The sequence below is a fragment of the Bacillus bruguierae genome (assembly GCF_037104725.1).
Classification (GTDB): Bacteria; Bacillota; Bacilli; order Bacillales; family Bacillaceae_G; genus Bacillus_A; species Bacillus_A bruguierae.
The window spans coordinates 105569-123239 of the sequence record NZ_JBAWSX010000012.1; the positions used below are offsets into that span (position 1 = coordinate 105569).

The 17671-nt window shown below is 34.3% G+C and carries 12 protein-coding genes and 1 pseudogene; 8 read left to right on the forward strand and 5 right to left on the reverse strand.

The features are described 5' to 3' along the window. The first annotated feature begins 23 nt into the window (after window positions 1-23). The 3 genes from WAZ07_RS18660 to WAZ07_RS18670 are packed head-to-tail and all read left to right on the forward strand — an operon-like array spanning window position 24 to window position 3387. Window positions 24-1304, forward strand: coding sequence for an ArsB/NhaD family transporter (locus WAZ07_RS18660; protein WP_336473636.1), 1281 nt, complete (start codon window positions 24-26; stop codon window positions 1302-1304). 52 nt (window positions 1305-1356) lie between these two features. After that, window positions 1357-2700 carry a TrkH family potassium uptake protein gene (locus WAZ07_RS18665; RefSeq protein ID WP_336473637.1) on the forward strand — a complete coding sequence of 448 codons (1344 nt, stop codon included), beginning with the start codon at window positions 1357-1359 and terminating at the stop codon, window positions 2698-2700. Window positions 2701-2733: 33 nt separating this feature from the next. After that, window positions 2734-3387 carry a potassium channel family protein gene (locus WAZ07_RS18670; RefSeq protein ID WP_336473638.1) on the forward strand — a complete coding sequence of 218 codons (654 nt, stop codon included), beginning with the start codon at window positions 2734-2736 and terminating at the stop codon, window positions 3385-3387. 283 nt (window positions 3388-3670) lie between these two features. Here the strand turns inward: WAZ07_RS18670 and hblB are convergent, their stop codons facing one another. The 5 genes and pseudogenes from hblB to hblC form a co-directional block, all read right to left on the reverse strand. After that, the gene (gene hblB / locus WAZ07_RS18675) at window positions 3671-5071 is read right to left on the reverse strand and encodes a hemolysin BL regulatory component HblB (RefSeq protein ID WP_336473639.1); all 1401 of its coding nucleotides are present in this window, start codon (window positions 5069-5071) and stop codon (window positions 3671-3673) included. Between the two features lie 36 nt (window positions 5072-5107). Then, a pseudogene (locus WAZ07_RS18680) lies at window positions 5108-5272 on the reverse strand (hemolysin BL lytic component L1); the annotation flags it as partial. Between the two features lie 898 nt (window positions 5273-6170). Then, window positions 6171-7298 (reverse strand): hemolysin BL binding component B, encoded by a 1128-nt coding sequence (gene hblA / locus WAZ07_RS18685; protein WP_336473640.1) that lies wholly within the window; start codon window positions 7296-7298, stop codon window positions 6171-6173. Window positions 7299-7328: 30 nt separating this feature from the next. Next, a complete protein-coding gene (gene hblD / locus WAZ07_RS18690; RefSeq protein WP_336473641.1) occupies window positions 7329-8558 on the reverse strand; it encodes a hemolysin BL lytic component L1 in 1230 nt (409 codons plus the stop codon). A 70-nt stretch (window positions 8559-8628) separates the two neighbouring features. Beyond that, window positions 8629-9948 (reverse strand): hemolysin BL lytic component L2, encoded by a 1320-nt coding sequence (gene hblC, locus WAZ07_RS18695; protein WP_336473642.1) that lies wholly within the window; start codon window positions 9946-9948, stop codon window positions 8629-8631. 836 nt (window positions 9949-10784) lie between these two features. Between hblC and WAZ07_RS18700 the strand changes: the two genes are divergently transcribed. From WAZ07_RS18700 to WAZ07_RS18720, 5 genes are all read left to right on the forward strand, one after another. Then, a complete protein-coding gene (locus WAZ07_RS18700) occupies window positions 10785-11675 on the forward strand; it encodes a metallophosphoesterase (RefSeq protein WP_413788916.1) in 891 nt (296 codons plus the stop codon). Window positions 11676-11808: 133 nt separating this feature from the next. Continuing rightward, on the forward strand, window positions 11809-14088 hold the full coding sequence (locus WAZ07_RS18705) for a binary toxin-like calcium binding domain-containing protein (protein WP_336473643.1): 2280 nt from the start codon (window positions 11809-11811) through the stop codon (window positions 14086-14088). 297 nt (window positions 14089-14385) lie between these two features. After that, on the forward strand, window positions 14386-16638 hold the full coding sequence (locus WAZ07_RS18710) for an N-acetylmuramoyl-L-alanine amidase family protein (protein WP_336473644.1): 2253 nt from the start codon (window positions 14386-14388) through the stop codon (window positions 16636-16638). A 424-nt stretch (window positions 16639-17062) separates the two neighbouring features. After that, on the forward strand, window positions 17063-17209 hold the full coding sequence (locus WAZ07_RS18715) for a hypothetical protein (protein WP_336473645.1): 147 nt from the start codon (window positions 17063-17065) through the stop codon (window positions 17207-17209). A gap of 41 nt (window positions 17210-17250) precedes the next feature. Then, complete coding sequence (locus WAZ07_RS18720) at window positions 17251-17631, forward strand: hypothetical protein (protein WP_336473646.1); 381 nt, start codon at window positions 17251-17253, stop codon at window positions 17629-17631. The last annotated feature ends 40 nt before the right edge of the window (window positions 17632-17671 follow it).

Here is a 17671-nt window from a genome sequence, read left to right on the forward strand (position 1 = left end):
TACAAAGATTATGGAGGATAAACGTGGAAACGAAAGCGATTATAGCACTAGGGATTTTCTTGATTACATACGCTGGGATTATTTCGGAAAAAATCCACCGTACGCTTATTGCTATGTTAGGTGGAATCATGATGGTGGTCTTTGGGGTTATCGATCAAAAAACAGCTATTCATCATATTGATTTTAATACAATTGGTTTGTTAGTTGGGATGATGATTATTGTATCGATTACTGCTCAGACAGGTGTATTTGGATACATTGCTATATGGGCTGCGAAAAAGGTGAAAGGAAATCCAATTCGACTTCTCTTTGTGCTCGGACTGATTACTGCCCTCGCATCCGCTTTTTTAGATAATGTCACGACAGTTTTACTCATCGTTCCAGTTACATTAAGCATCACATCGCAACTAAAGGTAAATCCTACTCCTTATTTAATTACCCAAATTTTCGCTTCGAATATCGGCGGTACTGCCACCATGATTGGAGATCCGCCCAATATTATGATTGGTAGTGCTGTAAAAGAACTAACATTTCTTGCGTTCATGAATAATTTAACATTTATTAGCTTTGTTATTTTATTAGTGTCTCTTGTTATATTTACTCTCATTTATAGAAAAAAGCTAAAAACAACTCCTGATTTAATAAACGAATTACTGAACAAGGATGAAAGAAACGAGATTAAAGATGCAAAGCTGTTAAAAAAGTGTTTCTTTGTGATTGCAGTGACAATTGGCGGTTTTTTTCTTCATCAATTTATTCATATTGAAACGGCTACAATCGCCTTATTTGGAGCTTTTCTCCTGTTGCTGATGACCGGTGACAAGTATTTAGATAGGACATTAGAAAAAGTTGAATGGACAATTCTTTTCTTTTTTATCGGTTTATTCGTTATAGTTGGTGGATTGGTGGAAACAGGACTTATAGCAATGGTAGCAAAAAAAGCTATGGCTCTAACCGGCGGAGAGGTGAAAATGACAACGCTCTTAATTTTATGGATGAGTGCGATTGTTTCTGCTTTTGTGGATAATATTCCATTTGTAGCAACAATGATTCCTATGATAAAAGAAATGGGTTCAATTGGAATAACGAATTTAGAGCCCTTATGGTGGAGTTTGTCGCTAGGGGCGTGTTTAGGTGGTAATGGAACTCTGATTGGAGCAAGTGCCAATTTAGTAGTAGCTGGGTTAGCGGCAAAACAAGGTCATCATATCTCTTTTATGAAATATTTAATAGTTGGCTTTCCTGTGATGATTATCTCCATTATCTTATCAACTATTTACATATATGTTAGGTATTTAATGTGAAGAAAGAATAAAAGAGCAGTTTTCCTTAAAAAAATGTATAGGAGAAACAACTATGAAGAACAAACAAAAAATAATTTATATGGATCCTCCGAAAACGTTAGTAGCAGGATTTGCTTTCATTATTTTCATCGGTTCGCTCCTGTTAACTCTTCCGGTTGCAACAACAGATGGTCAAGGTCTTCCTTGGTTAAATGCATTGTTTACAGCTACGTCTGCTACATGTGTAACTGGGCTTGTCGTAGTGGATACCGGAACAACCTTCACTTTGTTTGGCCAACTCGTTATATTGTTTCTTATTCAAGTAGGCGGTTTAGGATTTATGACGTTTGCTATCTTTTTTGCTGTTTTGTTAGGAAAAAGGATTTCTTTGAAAGAACGGCTGTTATTACAAGAGGCGTTGAACTATTTATCCATTTCCGGTATTGTCCGTTTGGCAAAGAGAATTCTTATTTTTACAGTCGTGATTGAATTGATTGGCGCGATTTTACTAGCGATTCGTTTTGCGTTTGATATGCCGCTTTCTAAGGCTATGTATTACGGGATATTCCATTCCGTTTCAAATTTTAATAACGCAGGATTCGATATAATGGGAGAGTTTAAAAGCTTAACTGAGTATGTAGAAGATCCAATTGTTACATTGGTAGTTTGTGCGTTGATTACATTAGGCGGTATTGGTTTTATTGTTATGAATGAGGTATATGAATATAGACAAATTGGGCGCTTTTCCTTACATACGAAGGTCGTTCTTTTTACAAGCTCCCTGCTAGTAATAGGAGGAACGATTCTTATTTTCTTGTTGGAATTTCATAATCCAAAAACGTTACAACCGTTATCCATGTTTGGTAAATGGTTAGCTTCTTTGTTTCAAGCTATCACACCAAGAACAGCTGGGGCAAATACGCTAAGTATTTCAGATTTACACCATTCAACCCTTTTTATTATGATTATTCTCATGTATATCGGGGCTTCTCCCGGATCTACGGGTGGAGGAATCAAAACAACTACATTTGCAATCCTTTTAGGGGCAGTACGTTCGCAAATAAAAGGAAAAGAAGACGTGATCTTTTTTCGAAAAAGAATTGCATACGATACAATTTATAAATCACTTACCGTTATGTTAGCTGGGCTGTCTATCGTTATAATCGCTGCCATGCTGCTAACAATAACAGAGCCAGGAAAAGATTTTTTAATGATTCTCTTTGAAGCAACTTCTGCTTTTGGAACGGTAGGTCTCTCTATGGGACTGACCCCTGAATTATCTCCTCTTGGAAAAATTATCATTACTTTAACGATGTTTGCAGGAAGAGTAGGACCATTGACCATCGCTTTTGCCGTTACACTGCGAAGAAATTCAGATCCGTTCAGTTATCCGAAAGGAAAAATTATGATTGGTTAGGTGTTCATTCATCCTTAGAGGAGCGATAGGAATATGAAAAAACAATACGCAGTCATTGGACTCGGAAGGTTTGGTTCAAGTATTGTAAATACATTAGTCGAAGCAGGACATGAAGTATTGGCAATAGATAGCAAGGAAAAACGTGTAAATGAGCTTGAGGATGCTGCTACCCATGCTGTGATCGCTGATGCGACAGATGAAGAGGCATTAAAAGCAATCGGCATTCGGAACATTGATACAGTCATTGTCGCAATTGGAAATGACATTCAAGCAAGTATTTTAACGGTTTTAGTACTAAAAGAATTAGGAGTAAACAAAGTTGTAGTCAAGGCGCTTAATAAACGACACGGCCAAGTGTTAGAGAAGGTAGGCGCGGACTGGGTCGTATTTCCTGAGTGGGACATGGGAGAACGTGTAGCACATCAGCTTATGCTACCGAATGTTCTTAATTTTATTGAACTCGCCAAGGATTATAATATTGAAGAAATTAAAGTCCCTCCTAACATGTCAGGGAAAAGTCTGAAAGAGCTGGATATTCGAGCAAAATTAAATTTAAATGTCATTGCCATTAAAAGTAAGGGCAGAATCAATATTTCTCCTTCCCCAGATGAAGTTGTGCAAGAGGGAGATGGTTTAGTTATGATTGGAGAAAAGATAAATTTGCATCGTTTTGCAGACTTTGAATAAGCAGTAAGCTTGAAAAAGATGTAACCGACAAAAAAAACCTTTCCTGCCACATGCAATGTTTAAAACAAAAGGAGAAAGCAAGTAGCGGTGTGTAGGATTTTTAAATCATGTTCTGTTAGGTTGATAGGCATGGGGTATCTCATGCTCCTTAGCTTGATGGCGATGTTTCCGTACCCCTTCATGCTCTATATAAACGAAAACGAAGTTTGCAACAACCAAACTTCGTTTTTTCGACGTAAAGTATAATAAATTACAACAATTTTTTCTGTCTAAATTTTCGGGTTCAGTTCATTATATTTTCTACTTTGTCTTTATATACAATGTATTCTTTCCCATCCACTACTGCTACCACCGCAAATTCATCTTTTGGATTGAATGAAAGCCAGTCAGCCCACATGCTTGTATTTGGTCCTCCACTCCACATGTTATGAACAGTGTTTTTAGTTAAATTCATAACTTTATAAGACGCATTTGGTGCATTTGTTCCAGTCTTTATTTCAAATGTGTATGCGTTATGAATTTTTTTATAAAAGTAGAAAACGTTTGATGGACGAAGCTGATTCATGAGATCCTGTTCTTTTTTCTCTGCAATTTTCATCCCTTCTTGTAATGTGACAACATCTGTTCTTAATGTTTTCCAACTGTCTTTAGCTGAATTCAAGTTAGGGGTTAAGAATTTATATCTATTTTGATCAGCTTTTTGAGCTGCTTTATCAATATGTCCCAGTACGCCCGAATATTGAGAGTCTAAATCATCCCATTGCGTGGACATATAAGTAAGAGCAGTAATAGCATTATCAATCGTACTATGCATATCACTAATATTATGAAACGCAACTCCAACTACACGATTTAATGTTATTTTATAATCTACAGTCTTACGTAATTCTGTTAATGTAGGCTCTAATCGGCCTAAATTATCTCTTGCTGTACCTATCATTATACCACCAGAAATCAACGTGGGAATAAAAGGGATTTTCACCATTGTTAATCCATCAGATTCTAATTTTTTATAATAGTTTACTTGTCCTAAAACTTCATCTAAACGCTTTTGGTCAGTTTCCACATCAGCACCTTGGTTTTTTAAAATCGATTGCAAGGTCTCTTTATGGCTTCCAAATGCTCTGACATCTTCTCCAATATCGTTTTTTAATTTAGTTAATTCTTCTATTAATGCTTTTGCAGACTTTTGATTTTGTTGAATTTCCCCCCGTAAATCTGTAATCCCTGTTTTTAAAGCATCTCCATTCCCTGTATTAATCGCCTCTACTAATGTTCCGTAGTAATTTTCAAATTTTGTATCGTATTCAATAATGTCTGTCCATGTATCTAAAAGTTGTTTTTTTACTTTCGTATTCCATGTAACAGCATGTGCTCTTGCGTTCTTTTGATCTTGTACAATTTTAATAGGTAAATCTGCATACCCATTAATAGTAATTCCTTCAAAACTCACATCTGGATTATGAATTAACAAATACGAATACTCATTCATAGATTTTGCAAATACCCCAGCATCTTGCAAAGCTTTTTTCATCTGTTCTTCATTTGCTGAAAGAGACATATCTCCATTGTTAGTTTGTTCAATTTCACTTGCAAAAGTTGCTACTGGTGTGACTGCATAAGTTGTTGTTATAGTTAAAAACGTCGATACAGCGAGTAGTTTGTAAGGGAGTTTTTTCATCATTTCATATTCCTCCTATATAGGTTTTGATTGTAAGTTCTATTCTTCTTTTGAAGCGCTGTCTTTCGAAATGAATTCTGCATCTTTATGAATATCATTCCAACTTTGTTTAGTAGTGTTTAAATCATCAAATATTACAGAGAATTTATGTTCTTGCATAGAGGCGATATGATTAAGTAAATCTTTATAATTGGCTCCCATTGTTGTTGAATATTTGTTAGAATGTTAAGCTTAAGAAACTCTCGTTATTATGTACTTTCATAGAATGTAAGGACCTTATGCCCTCATTTAAACATTATGTTTTTAAGAAGTAAATAATAAAATTTCACCATATATATTATTAAATTTATATATTGTATATTACGGTAAAGAAAAACATTATAGCTAAAAAATGAAATACTATGAATCACTTTACTAGGTGAAGTAATTATAATCTGATAATTAAATCAAAAATATAATAATGTTCATTTATCCATATGAATTATTTGATAAAAAATGTTTTTAATATAATTAAATAGTGCTTTGTATGTTGATTTACTTTATTTAGGAAATGCAAAATTGCATATAAATAGGGCCATATCAACGATACATAATCCAAAATATTATTATCCTATGAATAGTAATTATATTTCGCGTAAACATTACAGGGGAAAGTTTCTTCTATAGGGAATGAGATGAGATATGCTAAAAATATTTCTAAACGTATAGGTACAAACTAGATAGATCCGGAGAATACAAAGCAGAAAACAAGGATAACGATATAGGAGATAAAACGTTTGAAGGGGATAAAATGAAAAGTAATACAGAGTAGAATTTGATCTCTCATTAACGGACAGCAAGACCCTACTTTAAGATTGAGAAAGAAGCAAAGAAGATAGGTGGGGGATAAAACATTATGAAATGAACAGGTTCTGTTGTAAAGGTTTTAAAAATAAGCAAAACGGCACGGCTATCTTGGCATTTGGATGAAACTTATATAAAAGTGAAAGGCGAAGTCTGTAATCAGACTCCGCCTTTTCGCTTTTATATAAGGAATTATTAATTGCTGTATGAATATTTAACAATGTAATCCTAGATTCTTTGTAACAGAACTGATATTTCCTTATTTTTGCGGGGTAACAGGTTGCACTTTTAATTCTTTTATCCCTTCTTTTATTGTGACTGAATCTTCGTGTAATGTGTTCCAAAGACCTTTAGCTGTCTTCAAGGTAGGTTTTAAGTAGCCAAATTTATTTTGATCAGCTTTTCCAGCTGCCTTATCAATCTGTTGCAGTACTCCAGCATATTGATTATCTAAATCAGTCCATTGCGTGGACATATAAGTAAGAGCATTAATAGCATTATCAATCGTCTTATGCATCTGATCAGTATTATTATACGCAACTCCAACTACACGATTTAATGTTGTTTTGGAATCTACAGTTTTACGTATTTCTGCTACATACGGCTCTAACTTGCCTAAATTATCTCTTGCTGTACCTACTATTATACCACCAATCCACCATAGGCCAAAAACGCCAACCTTCATTGTTGTAAATCCATCAGATTCTAATTTTTTATAATAGTTTACTTGCCCCAAAACTTCATCTAGACGTTTCTGATCGTCCTCAAGCCCAGCTGTTTGGGTTTTTAAAATCGAGTACAATTGTTCTTTATTGCTTCCAAATGCTCTAACATCTTGTCCAATATTATCTCTTAACTTTGTTAATTCTGTTATTAAATCTTGTGCAGTCTTTTGGTTTTGTTGAATTTCAGCTCGTAAATCTGTAATCCCTTCTTTTAAAATATCTCCATTCCCTGTATCAATAGCATCTACTATTGTGTCATAATAATTGTTAAACGTCGTATCGTATTCGACAATGCCTGTCAATGCATCTAAAAGCTGTTTTTTTATTTGCGTATCCCATGTAACAGCATGTGCTCTAGCATTCTTTTGATCTTGTAAAATTTTAGCAGGTAAATCTGGATACCCATTAATCGTAATCCCTTCAAAATTCACATCTGGGTTATTAATTAACAGATAAGAATATTCATTCATAGATTTTGCAAATAATCCAGCTTTTTGCAAAGCTTCTTTCATATTCCCTTCATTTGCTGAAAGGGACATATCTCCAGTGCTAGGTTGTTCAATTTCACTTGCAAAAGCTGCTACTGGTGAGACTACAGAAGTTGTTGTCATCGTTAAAAGCACTGATGCAGCAAGTATTTTGTAAGGGATTTTATTTAGCATTTCATATTCCTCCTATATAGGTTTTGATTTTTAGTTCTTTGCTTCTTGTGTAAAAGCGATGTCTTTCGAAATGAATTCTGCATCTTTATGAATGTCACTCCAGCTTTGTTTAGCAGCTTTTAAATCATCAAGTATTAAAGAGAATTTATGTTCTTGCATAGAATCGATATTATCATGTAAATCTGTATAATTGGCTCCCATTTTATTCCATTGTTGTTGGATACCTGTTAGAGATATTATTGCTTGATCCACTGTTTGATACAGATCTGTCAAAGTTGCTTTCGCGTTAGTAAGCGAAATAACTGCTTGGCTAGCAAGATCGGCTTTCGTACCTAATTCTCCGATTTTTTTAGAAATTTCGTTATAGGAGTCCATATGTTTAGACGCTGTGACACCAGCAGCTGTTCCTAAACCGATACCAGCTGCACCTAGAGCCGTAAGGCCACCAACAACAGCAGGTGTTGCTGTACCGCCAGTCACAACAATTACTACCGTTCCTGCAATGGCTGCAGCAATTAAAATGAATGCTCCCAATCCACCGCCAATTGACCATGCTAATACATTGTTAAAATGCTCTGTCTGAGTAGAACGTAGTTTCTCAATTTCAGCTTGAATTTGTGGAATCAGGGCATTTTTTCCGGCTAATAGTGCTGTTAATCCACCTTGTCCATCTGGGCCACCAACATTATTTTTAAACCCTGTAGAATTGTCATACAGTTTTGCTTTGAAGTCTTGTAACATCTTAATTACTTCTGTAACTTCTTTTGAATTTGTATTAATTGTAGTGATTAAATCATTTAGGCCCTCTTTTAACTCTGCTTTATCTTTCTTTTGTACAGCAGCTTCCAATATATCGTAATAATTTTTAAATTGTTCATCGTAATTTACAATATTACGTGCTGTTTTTTGAATCTTTGGCTTCGCTGTATCTAACCAATAATTTGCATTGATTCGTGACAGTTCCTGATTAAGGTGAATATTTTTAATTAATTCTGCTCCCTCTGAACCTAAATCAATATTGGATAAATTTACATTTGGTTGTTTAATCATTGTTTTTGCGTACAAATCCATTACAAGAATATTAGATCCTGTTGCAGTTAATGCTTTCTTCAGCCCTTCAGGCCCTAATTCATAATTGCCTACTTTTTGTTCTTGAGCGGTCTGTTCTTGAGCAAGTACATGAATAGTGTTACCGTTCGTAGCAGTTATAAATGTTGCTAGAGTGGCTACAGCTAACACTTTAAATGGAAGTTTTTTCATAAATATTCTCCTTCTCAGTTTTTCAATAGATTCCTATTATTTTTATATTATGCTCATTGGATTCGTAATATTAAAACTTATTGGCTTGTTCTTCAAGATAACTAGTTACATTTTTTAATTGTCTTAATGTATCTTTTTGAGACTGCTGGTCAGTTGTATCAACATTAGTAGATAATTTTGTAATATTATTTTTGATTAGATTTAAATCTTCTTTATAGCGTTTTAGTAAGTTAAGTTCTACATCTACTTGATTAGCAAATGTATGTAAATCATTTTGCATAATAAGAAGCATTGATTTTTGTAAATCTGCTACTGTTAGGTTCTTTGTTAAATCATAAAATTTTTGGTTTTGTGTCTCTAAATCAGCTAAATGTGCTCGTTGCTCTGCTGTTAGTTTATTTACTTCAGCGAAGGCACTATATGTTTTTTTAATTTGTTTAGGGTCAATAACTTTCGTAAGGTCATACTCTTTCGTTTTTGCAACTGCAGCTGCAGCTATTTCAGCTTGTTTGCTTTTCTCAATTGCTTCACGAGCTGCTTTTTTAGCCGATTCAATCTCTAAAGCAGATTTACCTTTTTCTGTCGCTTCTTGCTCTGCTTTTTTCTCTGCTTCTAAAATAGAGCTGTTAATTTCTTTTCCTTTGTTATACGCTGCCACCGCTGTTTGAGCAGCAGGTTCAATGATATTTTTTGAAAGATCATAGACTTCTTTGAAGATAACAAACCCTTGTTCATTTAAAGCTCCTGGTAATAACGCTATTTGTTGTAAATCATCTTGAATTGATTTTTGGGTATTTAGTATTTCATTTTTTAGCTGGTTAATTTTTCCTGTTCCATCTGAACTTAGTACACCCTGCGCTTTTGTAACATCAGTATCGAGATCTTTAAGTTTTGTATCAAGCTGTAATTTAAGATCTGTTAATTCATTAATTTGACGTTGTACGTTGTCTTGGTTCGTCATAGTCATGTCTTGAAGAACTTCAAGTCTATCCAAAAACCCCTCTTTATCTTCTTTACTGTCTACAAACGCTTTTAATGCTGGATAATAGCTATTAAATTTAGTTGCAAATCCTTTACTTTTTGAATTTAATAGAATTAATTTTGGATAAAGTTCCGTTGACCATTCGTTCATATCTTTCTTGATTAGATCTTGGTTTGTATTTAAAGATGGGACTTCCATAAGCTGTACATTAGGACTCATTAAAGCTTGATCTATATATGTTTGGATTAATTTAGATTGTGCACCTAATTTTCGTAATGATGAGGAAATATCTGTGTTCTCTTGTTGCGTTTCTGCCTGCGCGATTGGCGTTGCAAGAGTATTGATAGGAATAGCTGCCCCAGTAACAATGGATGTTATTAAAAATCCTGTAATTATTTTATTTTTCATTCCGTACACCTCTTCACTATTGTCTTTTTACAATCTTATTTATACATTTTGAACGACTTAGCGCTTGATTCTTTCCTTGCGCACTTCAGAAAGGAGAATTCTTTCGGATAGAGTGTTAAAAGTAAGAAATTCTCGTTATTATTTACTTCCGTAGAATGTAAGGACCTTACGCCCTCATTTAAACATTATGTTTTTGATAAGTAAACAATAAAATTTTAATATTTACATTCAAAAATATAAATATTAAATATTGTTATTAGAAAAAACATTATATCTAAAAAATTAAATATTAAAAATCACTTTACTAAGTGAAATAATTATACTCTGATAATTAAATATAAAATGTAATGGTTTTCATTGATCTATATGAATTACTTGATAAAAAAATGTTTTTAATATAATTTAATAGCGCTTTATATGTTATTTACCTTTATTTAGAAAATGCAAAATTGCATATAAATATGGTCATATCAACCATAAATAATCGATAATATTATTATTTTATGAATAGTAATTATATTTCCCGTAAACATTACAGGGAAAGATTTCTTATACAGGGAATGAGATGAGATATGCTAAAAATAGTTTTCAATGTATATCTTTACAAACGTATAAGTATGCACTAGATACATCAGAAGAATACAAAGCGAAAAACAAGGATAGCGATATAGGAGATACAACGCTTGCAAAGTATAAAATGAAAAGTAACAAAAAGGATTCGCGTTCAAGCGAATCCTTTTTGTTTGAATCCTCGAAAAGACAAATATCTGTAACATAAACATGCTACAACAGTTGTTAAATAGTAGTTCTTTTATGATACATACAGAGGTGAACGTATGAAAGTGAATATAGAACAACAAAAAGGGAATATTTTTCGCTGGAAACTTAAGAGGATGTGCGCCATTTTCCTTATAATCTTCATTTTTCCGCTCGTTACTTATTTATATGCATTTCAATTTGAACCTAAATCATTGTCTATCACGTGGACCGATATTAAGAATTCAAATATTCCAGAAGGATTTCAAGGTGTAAAGATTGTGCAGTTTTCTGATACACATTTTGGGCCTCATTTTTCTCATAAACAACAGCAAATGCTAGTTGATCAAATCAATGAGCTGAAACCGGACATTGTAGTGTTTACAGGTGATTTAATTGATAAGTTTGGAGAGTATGCTTCTGAAAGAAAAGACTCACAAACGATTTTGTCACAAATTCATGCTCCTCTTGGAAAATATGCGGTGTTTGGTAATCATGACCGCGGAGGAGGCGGAGGGTATTTGTACAAACAGTATATGGAAGAAGTTGGTTTCACTGTGTTAGTCAATGAAACGAAAAAAATTAAGGCAAACAATGGTGATTATATTACCATTTCTGGACTAGATGACTTTTTACTTGGTAAGCCTAAAGTGCAGCAAACCCTTCAGCATCTCCGGGAAAAGGATTTTAACATATTGCTCGTGCATGAGCCTGATGTAATAGAGAAAGTTCTTGCATATCCAGTCGATTTTCAACTATCTGGTCATAGTCACGGGGGACAAGTACAACTTCCGTTTATTGGGCCAATCATCACGACCTCACTAGCAAATCAATATGTAGAAGGGCTGTATTCAATACAAGGGAAGATGAAACCACTACAACTGTACGTAAATCGTGGTATTGGTACGACGAGAATGCCCTTCCGTTTTTTTAGTAAGCCGGAACTCTCTGTTTTTTCTCTAAAGAATTAATAACGTTATAGAAAGACATTTGCAAGACTTTTGTAATAGTTACGAGAGAGAAATGAAAGGTTTGTTAGATAAGATGAAATCAACCTTACTAGTAGATGTTCTAACGTTCCTAGAAAAAAGGAGGAAAACGAAGATGAAAAAATTGAAACCAGCATTTGCTGTATTAAGTAGCGTAACGATGGCATTGACTTTAGCATCCCCTGCTTTAGCAGACATACAACAGCCAAGTCCAGAAAGTAAAGTTGAGAAGTTTAAAGAGAACGCAAATGTAAAAGAAGAAAAAGCTATTCTTGGAACTGACGGAAAAAAAGGAGAGATTTCTCCTGAAAAAATTGAAGTGCAAAATAACGATTGGGATAACGATGGCATTCCTAATGAGTTAGAAGAAAAAGGATATAAAATTGAATTTAATTATCAAACTGGGAAAAATGAAGCACAAGCATGGAATCCAGAGAAAGACAAAGGAAAATTAAAATTTATCACCAACCCTATGAGTGCGAATTCGGATGGAGATCCTTTTTCGGATGCGTATGAAGTTCAGTATTATGGCAGTGATTCTGATACTGATTTTAATCCAATGGTTGCCAATATGCCGAACTTACAAATTGGCATCAAACGTATTGGAGTTACTCCTATTAAGGAGATTACAGATTCAAAAGGTGGATCTATTAATAAAGGTTGGGAGAAAAGTGTATCCACGCAGCATTCTTTTAATGTTGGTCTAACTGTGGGAGGCGGTGTTGAAGGTTCAGCAGCGGGACCTGTACCAAAAGGCGATGCTTCATTAAATGTAGGCTATGGATATTCAAAAACTGATACGGAAACAGAAAGCTACTCTAATAATTTTGATTGGTCTACTGCAACAACAATTGATACAGCAAAAGCAGCAAAAGTAAGCTTGCAGCTAGAATATAAAAATACAGGTACAGCATCGGCTGAAAATGTTTCTCCTCATTTTAACATTCGCTTAGGAGACAAGATTATTAATACAGTAAAGGCAACGCAAGATCGTTATAAAGCACAGCATTTAAGCACAGAAAAAGGCGGAAGAAATAAAACAGAAGTATTAATTGACAGTTTAGAAGGTCAAGCGGATGTTAATATTTACCTAACGTTAGATGAATTAAAAGCTGTTGAGCAAGGTGCGCTTCTTTCTGTTGAAGTATTACCGACTAGCACAATGGACGTGTCTATCGAACAAGACGGGGAATTTAAAAATTTAGGAGATGCAGGGAAATATGAATCTCGTGTAAATGCTTCTACTGCATTACTAGAAACAGATATCGGAAATAAACCGAAGTTTAGAGTGTATGCACCAGACGGTGTTGGTGGGAATACAAATTTAAAATTGAATGAGGTTTTAAAGCATATTAACGTAGACTCTAAAAAAGTAAATGCGCTTGTAGAAAATAGCGGTGGAAAAGCAAACATCTTTGAGAAAGACTCTTTAGAAAATGTAAAAGAAGAGGCTGTAACAAAAGGTTGGAGAGTCGGTGCTTTTGAAAAACTACAGCCACCAACATTATCATATAGTGCTTATGATCCAATTAAGAAAAAGCTTTATGCAGCAGTCGTACCGGGCTTATTTGGAGCAAGTAATGAAATCACCGCTTCTTTTGAAAAGAAAAATTCTAAAACAACACAGAAAGTAACATTGGTGAAAAATGGAAACGTATATGAGTCTAAAGAAACTGTAAGTTTAGATCAATTCGATCCATCAAAAGAAGTTACATTTGAAATCAATGATGCACAAAAGAAACTTCCGACACAAAAAACTTCTACAGTCGTTAAGTATAATAAAGAGTTCGATAACTTATTAGTAGATAATAAAGGTGAATTTATTGTAGAAGGAAAAGAATATTATTTGAAAACAATTGCCAACTTACCTAACGGTGTAAATGAGTGGTGGTCAGTAGGTAATCTACATCAAAATATAAGTGGAAAATATGTGCACTTTAGTGTAAAAGGGAATAATTGGGATGGATTAAGGATTGGACCTAAAAATCAAGAAATACATGGAAAAGATATTCAAGCTACATCAGTAATCATTGAGAGAAAAGGGCAATCTAAACCAGGAGAGCCAATTCGAAAAGATGAAGAAGTATTCCTTAAGTTTACGAACAGCACTCATGGTGGCTATCAGTATCTTAACGTTGGAAATGGATATGATTATAGCTGGTTAGACCAAGAACGTAATAGATCTACAGTTAAGTTAGATAAAATCTCGAATGAAAAGAGCTTCTATTTAAAATCTGATTCTACTTACATCACATATAGAGACAATGACTGGTTTAGTAGTGTCGCAGATAACGGGATTGCCCCAACTGTATTCGGTCATGAAAAAGTTTTAAAACCTGAACATACAACTTCACCGGGCGAGAACCATAAATGGGAATTAGAAAGTATTAAGTAAAGCAAGAAATCATAAGACTGCAAAGCGTTTCTTTCAGAAAGCTTTGCGGTCTGTTTTTATTTTTGGGTGAGAGCAAAGCAGTCTGGGTTTGTTACTGTCACATGCAAAGGTGAAAATAAAGGGAGCAAGCGAGAACAGGTCATGTTTTGTTTTGCGCACCTGTTTTTTCTCTAAAGAATTGATAACGTCATAATAATCATGAAAGATATTTGCAAGACTTTTGTAATAGTTACGAGAGAGAAATGAAAGATTTGTTAGATATGATGAAGTCAAGATGAATGAGAGAGGAAAACGAAAATGAAAAAAACATTTAAAACAAATGGAATTGGAAAGAAAATAATTCCTGCTACAGCGGCATTAGGTATTCTTTTTTCTATGGCTCCTATTGCAGAGAATAAGGCTAGCGCAAGTATAGCTACTGTGCTCGATGTGGGGATTACTTCATTAGGCATCGTGAAAGACATTTATGAAGCACTTGGGATAGAGGTGGGGGATCCTGACTTAACGGATTACACTGGCCCTTATGCAGAAAATGTATCTTATAGAGCTCCTAGTTTTAAACCTGGAGAATTTAATATTTCTATGCATCATACGAAAGATGATTCGAGTTTTACTAAACCAGTTAAAGTACTCTATCCAAATGGAAAAAGTGAAATTCACAAATTAAAATCAGGACAACAGCTTAAGATTACAGAAGCGGGTACAATTATAGATTTAAAGCCCTATGCAAAATCTACTTCAGAACATGATCTTCTTTACATTACACAAGCACAATTGGATGAAGGAAAAACTGGAGTTGCGCTTAATCAAGAGATCACCTTATATGTAGAAAAAACATCTGGTCAAAATAAAGTTCTTGTTGACGAGTTTTATAAGAAGAGATTTGGAGCAAATTCTCTTGACGGCTTTAAAGGTTTAGGGGTAGACCGTTTTTCTTATTTAACAGAAGAACAAAAGAAGGTAGCAACATTGACTTCGCATCCAGTAGGAAGAGAAGTTCTTTCTAATTATGTTATGAATAACCCTAAAGCTCTTGCAGATTTTAATGACCGATCAACGAATATATTGGCGGAATCTACTAATATCTTAGAAACATCTATTGCACTACCATTCAGTACACTAAATGACGGTAAATCTTATCAGATTATCCCTTATAAAAAAGGGACGAATAAGGTATTGATAAAAACAGGTTCAAAATATCTTTCAGGGAAAGAAGGAAAAGCGCTTCAATATTCCGATTCGATTGGTGATGATGAAGTGTTTGAACTTGTTCAGACAGGCAATTCTTATGAGGGGGCATTCCAGTTCCATTTAGTAAATAAAAATGGAGTACGTTTGGCTGGTAATGCTTACGTTCAACAATTTGGTACGGATTGGAGTTTCAAATCTGAAATTCGTTTCACTTCAAAAAACAACAATGAAATTCACAACTGGTTAAGAGACTGGTATCCGGGGAAAGAAAATGAAAAGCAGAAATATGACGAAGTAGAGATCAAAGATGATGAAAAGGATCTTACGAAATGGTCTGCAAAAGATTCTTCTGGGAACGTGATAAAGAACAGTTGGGTAAACCGAGGTTCTGATTATTATTATGCAGGTTCTGATGGAGTTTTCTTAAAGGGCTGGCATGAAATTGAAGGTAAGAAATATTATTTCCATCCAGATTATTTTGGGGCAGTATTATCGACAAGTGGCTCTAATGGAAATCATGAGATTGATGGGAAGTACTACCACTTTGATGATAAAGGTGCTTTGCAAAGATCAACGTGGAGAGATCAAAACTATTCTGACGAATCTGGAGCGTTTATTAAAGAAGGTTTCCGAGAAATAGATGGAAAAACGTATTACTTCCAAAATTACGTGCCTACTACAAAGCAACTACGTCTCGAAGATCAACATGTCATCCTTCACTTTTCTGACAAAGGTGTGCTTGAGAGAGCTACTGATTTGAATGGAAACGCACTAACTAGTCCTAAAACGATTAGTCTTGACGGAAAACAAGTAACATTTGAGAACGAGGGTTCTAGTAGAAAACCAGGATTGACTGGAAAGAGAGCGTTCCCTCAACCTGATGGAACGAAAAAGGATGCAATCCACTATTATAGCTTAGAAGATGGTGCTACTTATACTGGTTGGAAAACAATTGATGGTAAAAAATATTATTTCAAAGATGGTGTAAACTATACTTTCGATGGTCATCAAGAAATTGACGGAAAAAGATATTATTTTAACCATGACGGAGAAGCTAAGCTAACAGGGTTTGATAAAGTTGATGGTAAGATCTACTATTATGACGATAAAGGCGTAACGCAAACAGGCTGGAGAGAAATCAATGGTAAGTGGTATTACTTCCAGAATTCTGGAGAAGCTGCGATAGGCAAGTTCCAAGTTTGGGGATACTTCTTCCCTTATTATGGATATTTCCAATACTACGCTAAAGACGATGGTTCAATTTATCAAAACGAAACAGTTAGACTTGATACAAAACATGGATATAGAGATTATATCTTTGATCATAATGGACATTATAAGGTGAAATGGAATAGTTAGAATAATACCCAAAATTAAAGTAAGAAATTATAAGCCTGCAAAGTATTTCTTTTGGAAAACTTTACAGGCTGTTTTTATTTTTGGGTGAGGTAATATATAAATCCAAATTAAAAAATTTTCTGTTTAGATAGGCAAGAACAAAGCAGTCCGGATGTGTTTCTGCCACATGCAAGGTTTCAAACAAAAGGAGAAAGCAAGTAGCGGTCATGTTGTATTCTGCATAGCAGCGCCTTATATGTCGGAAAATTAACATGGATATATATAGCTTGTTCATTTTCTGTCATTCTTACAGAACTGTCATCTTTATGTAAGGTTATTAGATAGTTTACTTAACGTTTAAATGTAATAATAAAATCATAAGAAGTGATAATAAATTTTTTAGAGATTATAGGAAAGGGTTGTTTTTTAGGGGAAACGAGAGCATATGGCCGCACATAGAAACGGTCCGGCCTTTTCCTACCACATGCAAGATTTTAAACAAAAGGAGAAAGCAGGTGTAGGTCATGCTGTATTCTGCATAGCAGCGACTTATATATTGAAAAATAATATTGACATAAAAGTGGATAATTAATAAAATAGTGTAAAATTACACTATGTTGGAGGTTTGACACCATGAATCCAAAAAGCTTAAATATAAAATTATCTATCATGCAATTATTTGTTTTCGTACTTAACTTATTTATCTTCTCTTCAACGATGCGTTTTTTACCTTGGTTTGTTGAGGATGCTTTTGGTTGGTTTGGGATTTTGATTACTGCTCCATTATTATTAGGTATTGGCGTCATTATGATTTATCTCCAGAAGAATAAAGGATATGCAGTAACAGCAACGAGAAAAATTATTCCTTTTCTTGCTTCAATCTTTTCAATTTGGATTGTGTTATCATATATCACTGATTTATCTGTTATAATAGCTCTTGCAGTCAATTTTGGGATGGCTATCATAACATTTGTATTTTTGCTACAAGATGTTTCTAAGCTTAGTAGAAATTGATTATAGTATTGATCATTTGTAACAAGGTCTTCATTGATAG

Bases quoted from the DNA above. Each gene is read 5' to 3' on its own strand.
- WAZ07_RS18665 (WP_336473637.1), top strand. From the start codon at position 1,357: ATGAAGAACAAACAAAAAATAATTTATATGGATCCTCCGAAAACGTTA.
- WAZ07_RS18670 (WP_336473638.1), top strand. From the start codon at position 2,734: ATGAAAAAACAATACGCAGTCATTGGACTCGGAAGGTTTGGTTCAAGT.
- hblB (WP_336473639.1), bottom strand. From the start codon at position 5,071: ATGATGAAAAAACTCCCTTACAAACTACTCGCTGTATCGACGTTTTTA.
- hblA (WP_336473640.1), bottom strand. From the start codon at position 7,298: ATGCTAAATAAAATCCCTTACAAAATACTTGCTGCATCAGTGCTTTTA.
- hblD (WP_336473641.1), bottom strand. From the start codon at position 8,558: ATGAAAAAACTTCCATTTAAAGTGTTAGCTGTAGCCACTCTAGCAACA.
- hblC (WP_336473642.1), bottom strand. From the start codon at position 9,948: ATGAAAAATAAAATAATTACAGGATTTTTAATAACATCCATTGTTACT.
- WAZ07_RS18700 (WP_413788916.1), top strand. From the start codon at position 10,785: ATGAAAGTGAATATAGAACAACAAAAAGGGAATATTTTTCGCTGGAAA.
- WAZ07_RS18705 (WP_336473643.1), top strand. From the start codon at position 11,809: ATGAAAAAATTGAAACCAGCATTTGCTGTATTAAGTAGCGTAACGATG.
- WAZ07_RS18710 (WP_336473644.1), top strand. From the start codon at position 14,386: ATGAAAAAAACATTTAAAACAAATGGAATTGGAAAGAAAATAATTCCT.
- WAZ07_RS18715 (WP_336473645.1), top strand. From the start codon at position 17,063: ATGGCCGCACATAGAAACGGTCCGGCCTTTTCCTACCACATGCAAGAT.
- WAZ07_RS18720 (WP_336473646.1), top strand. From the start codon at position 17,251: ATGAATCCAAAAAGCTTAAATATAAAATTATCTATCATGCAATTATTT.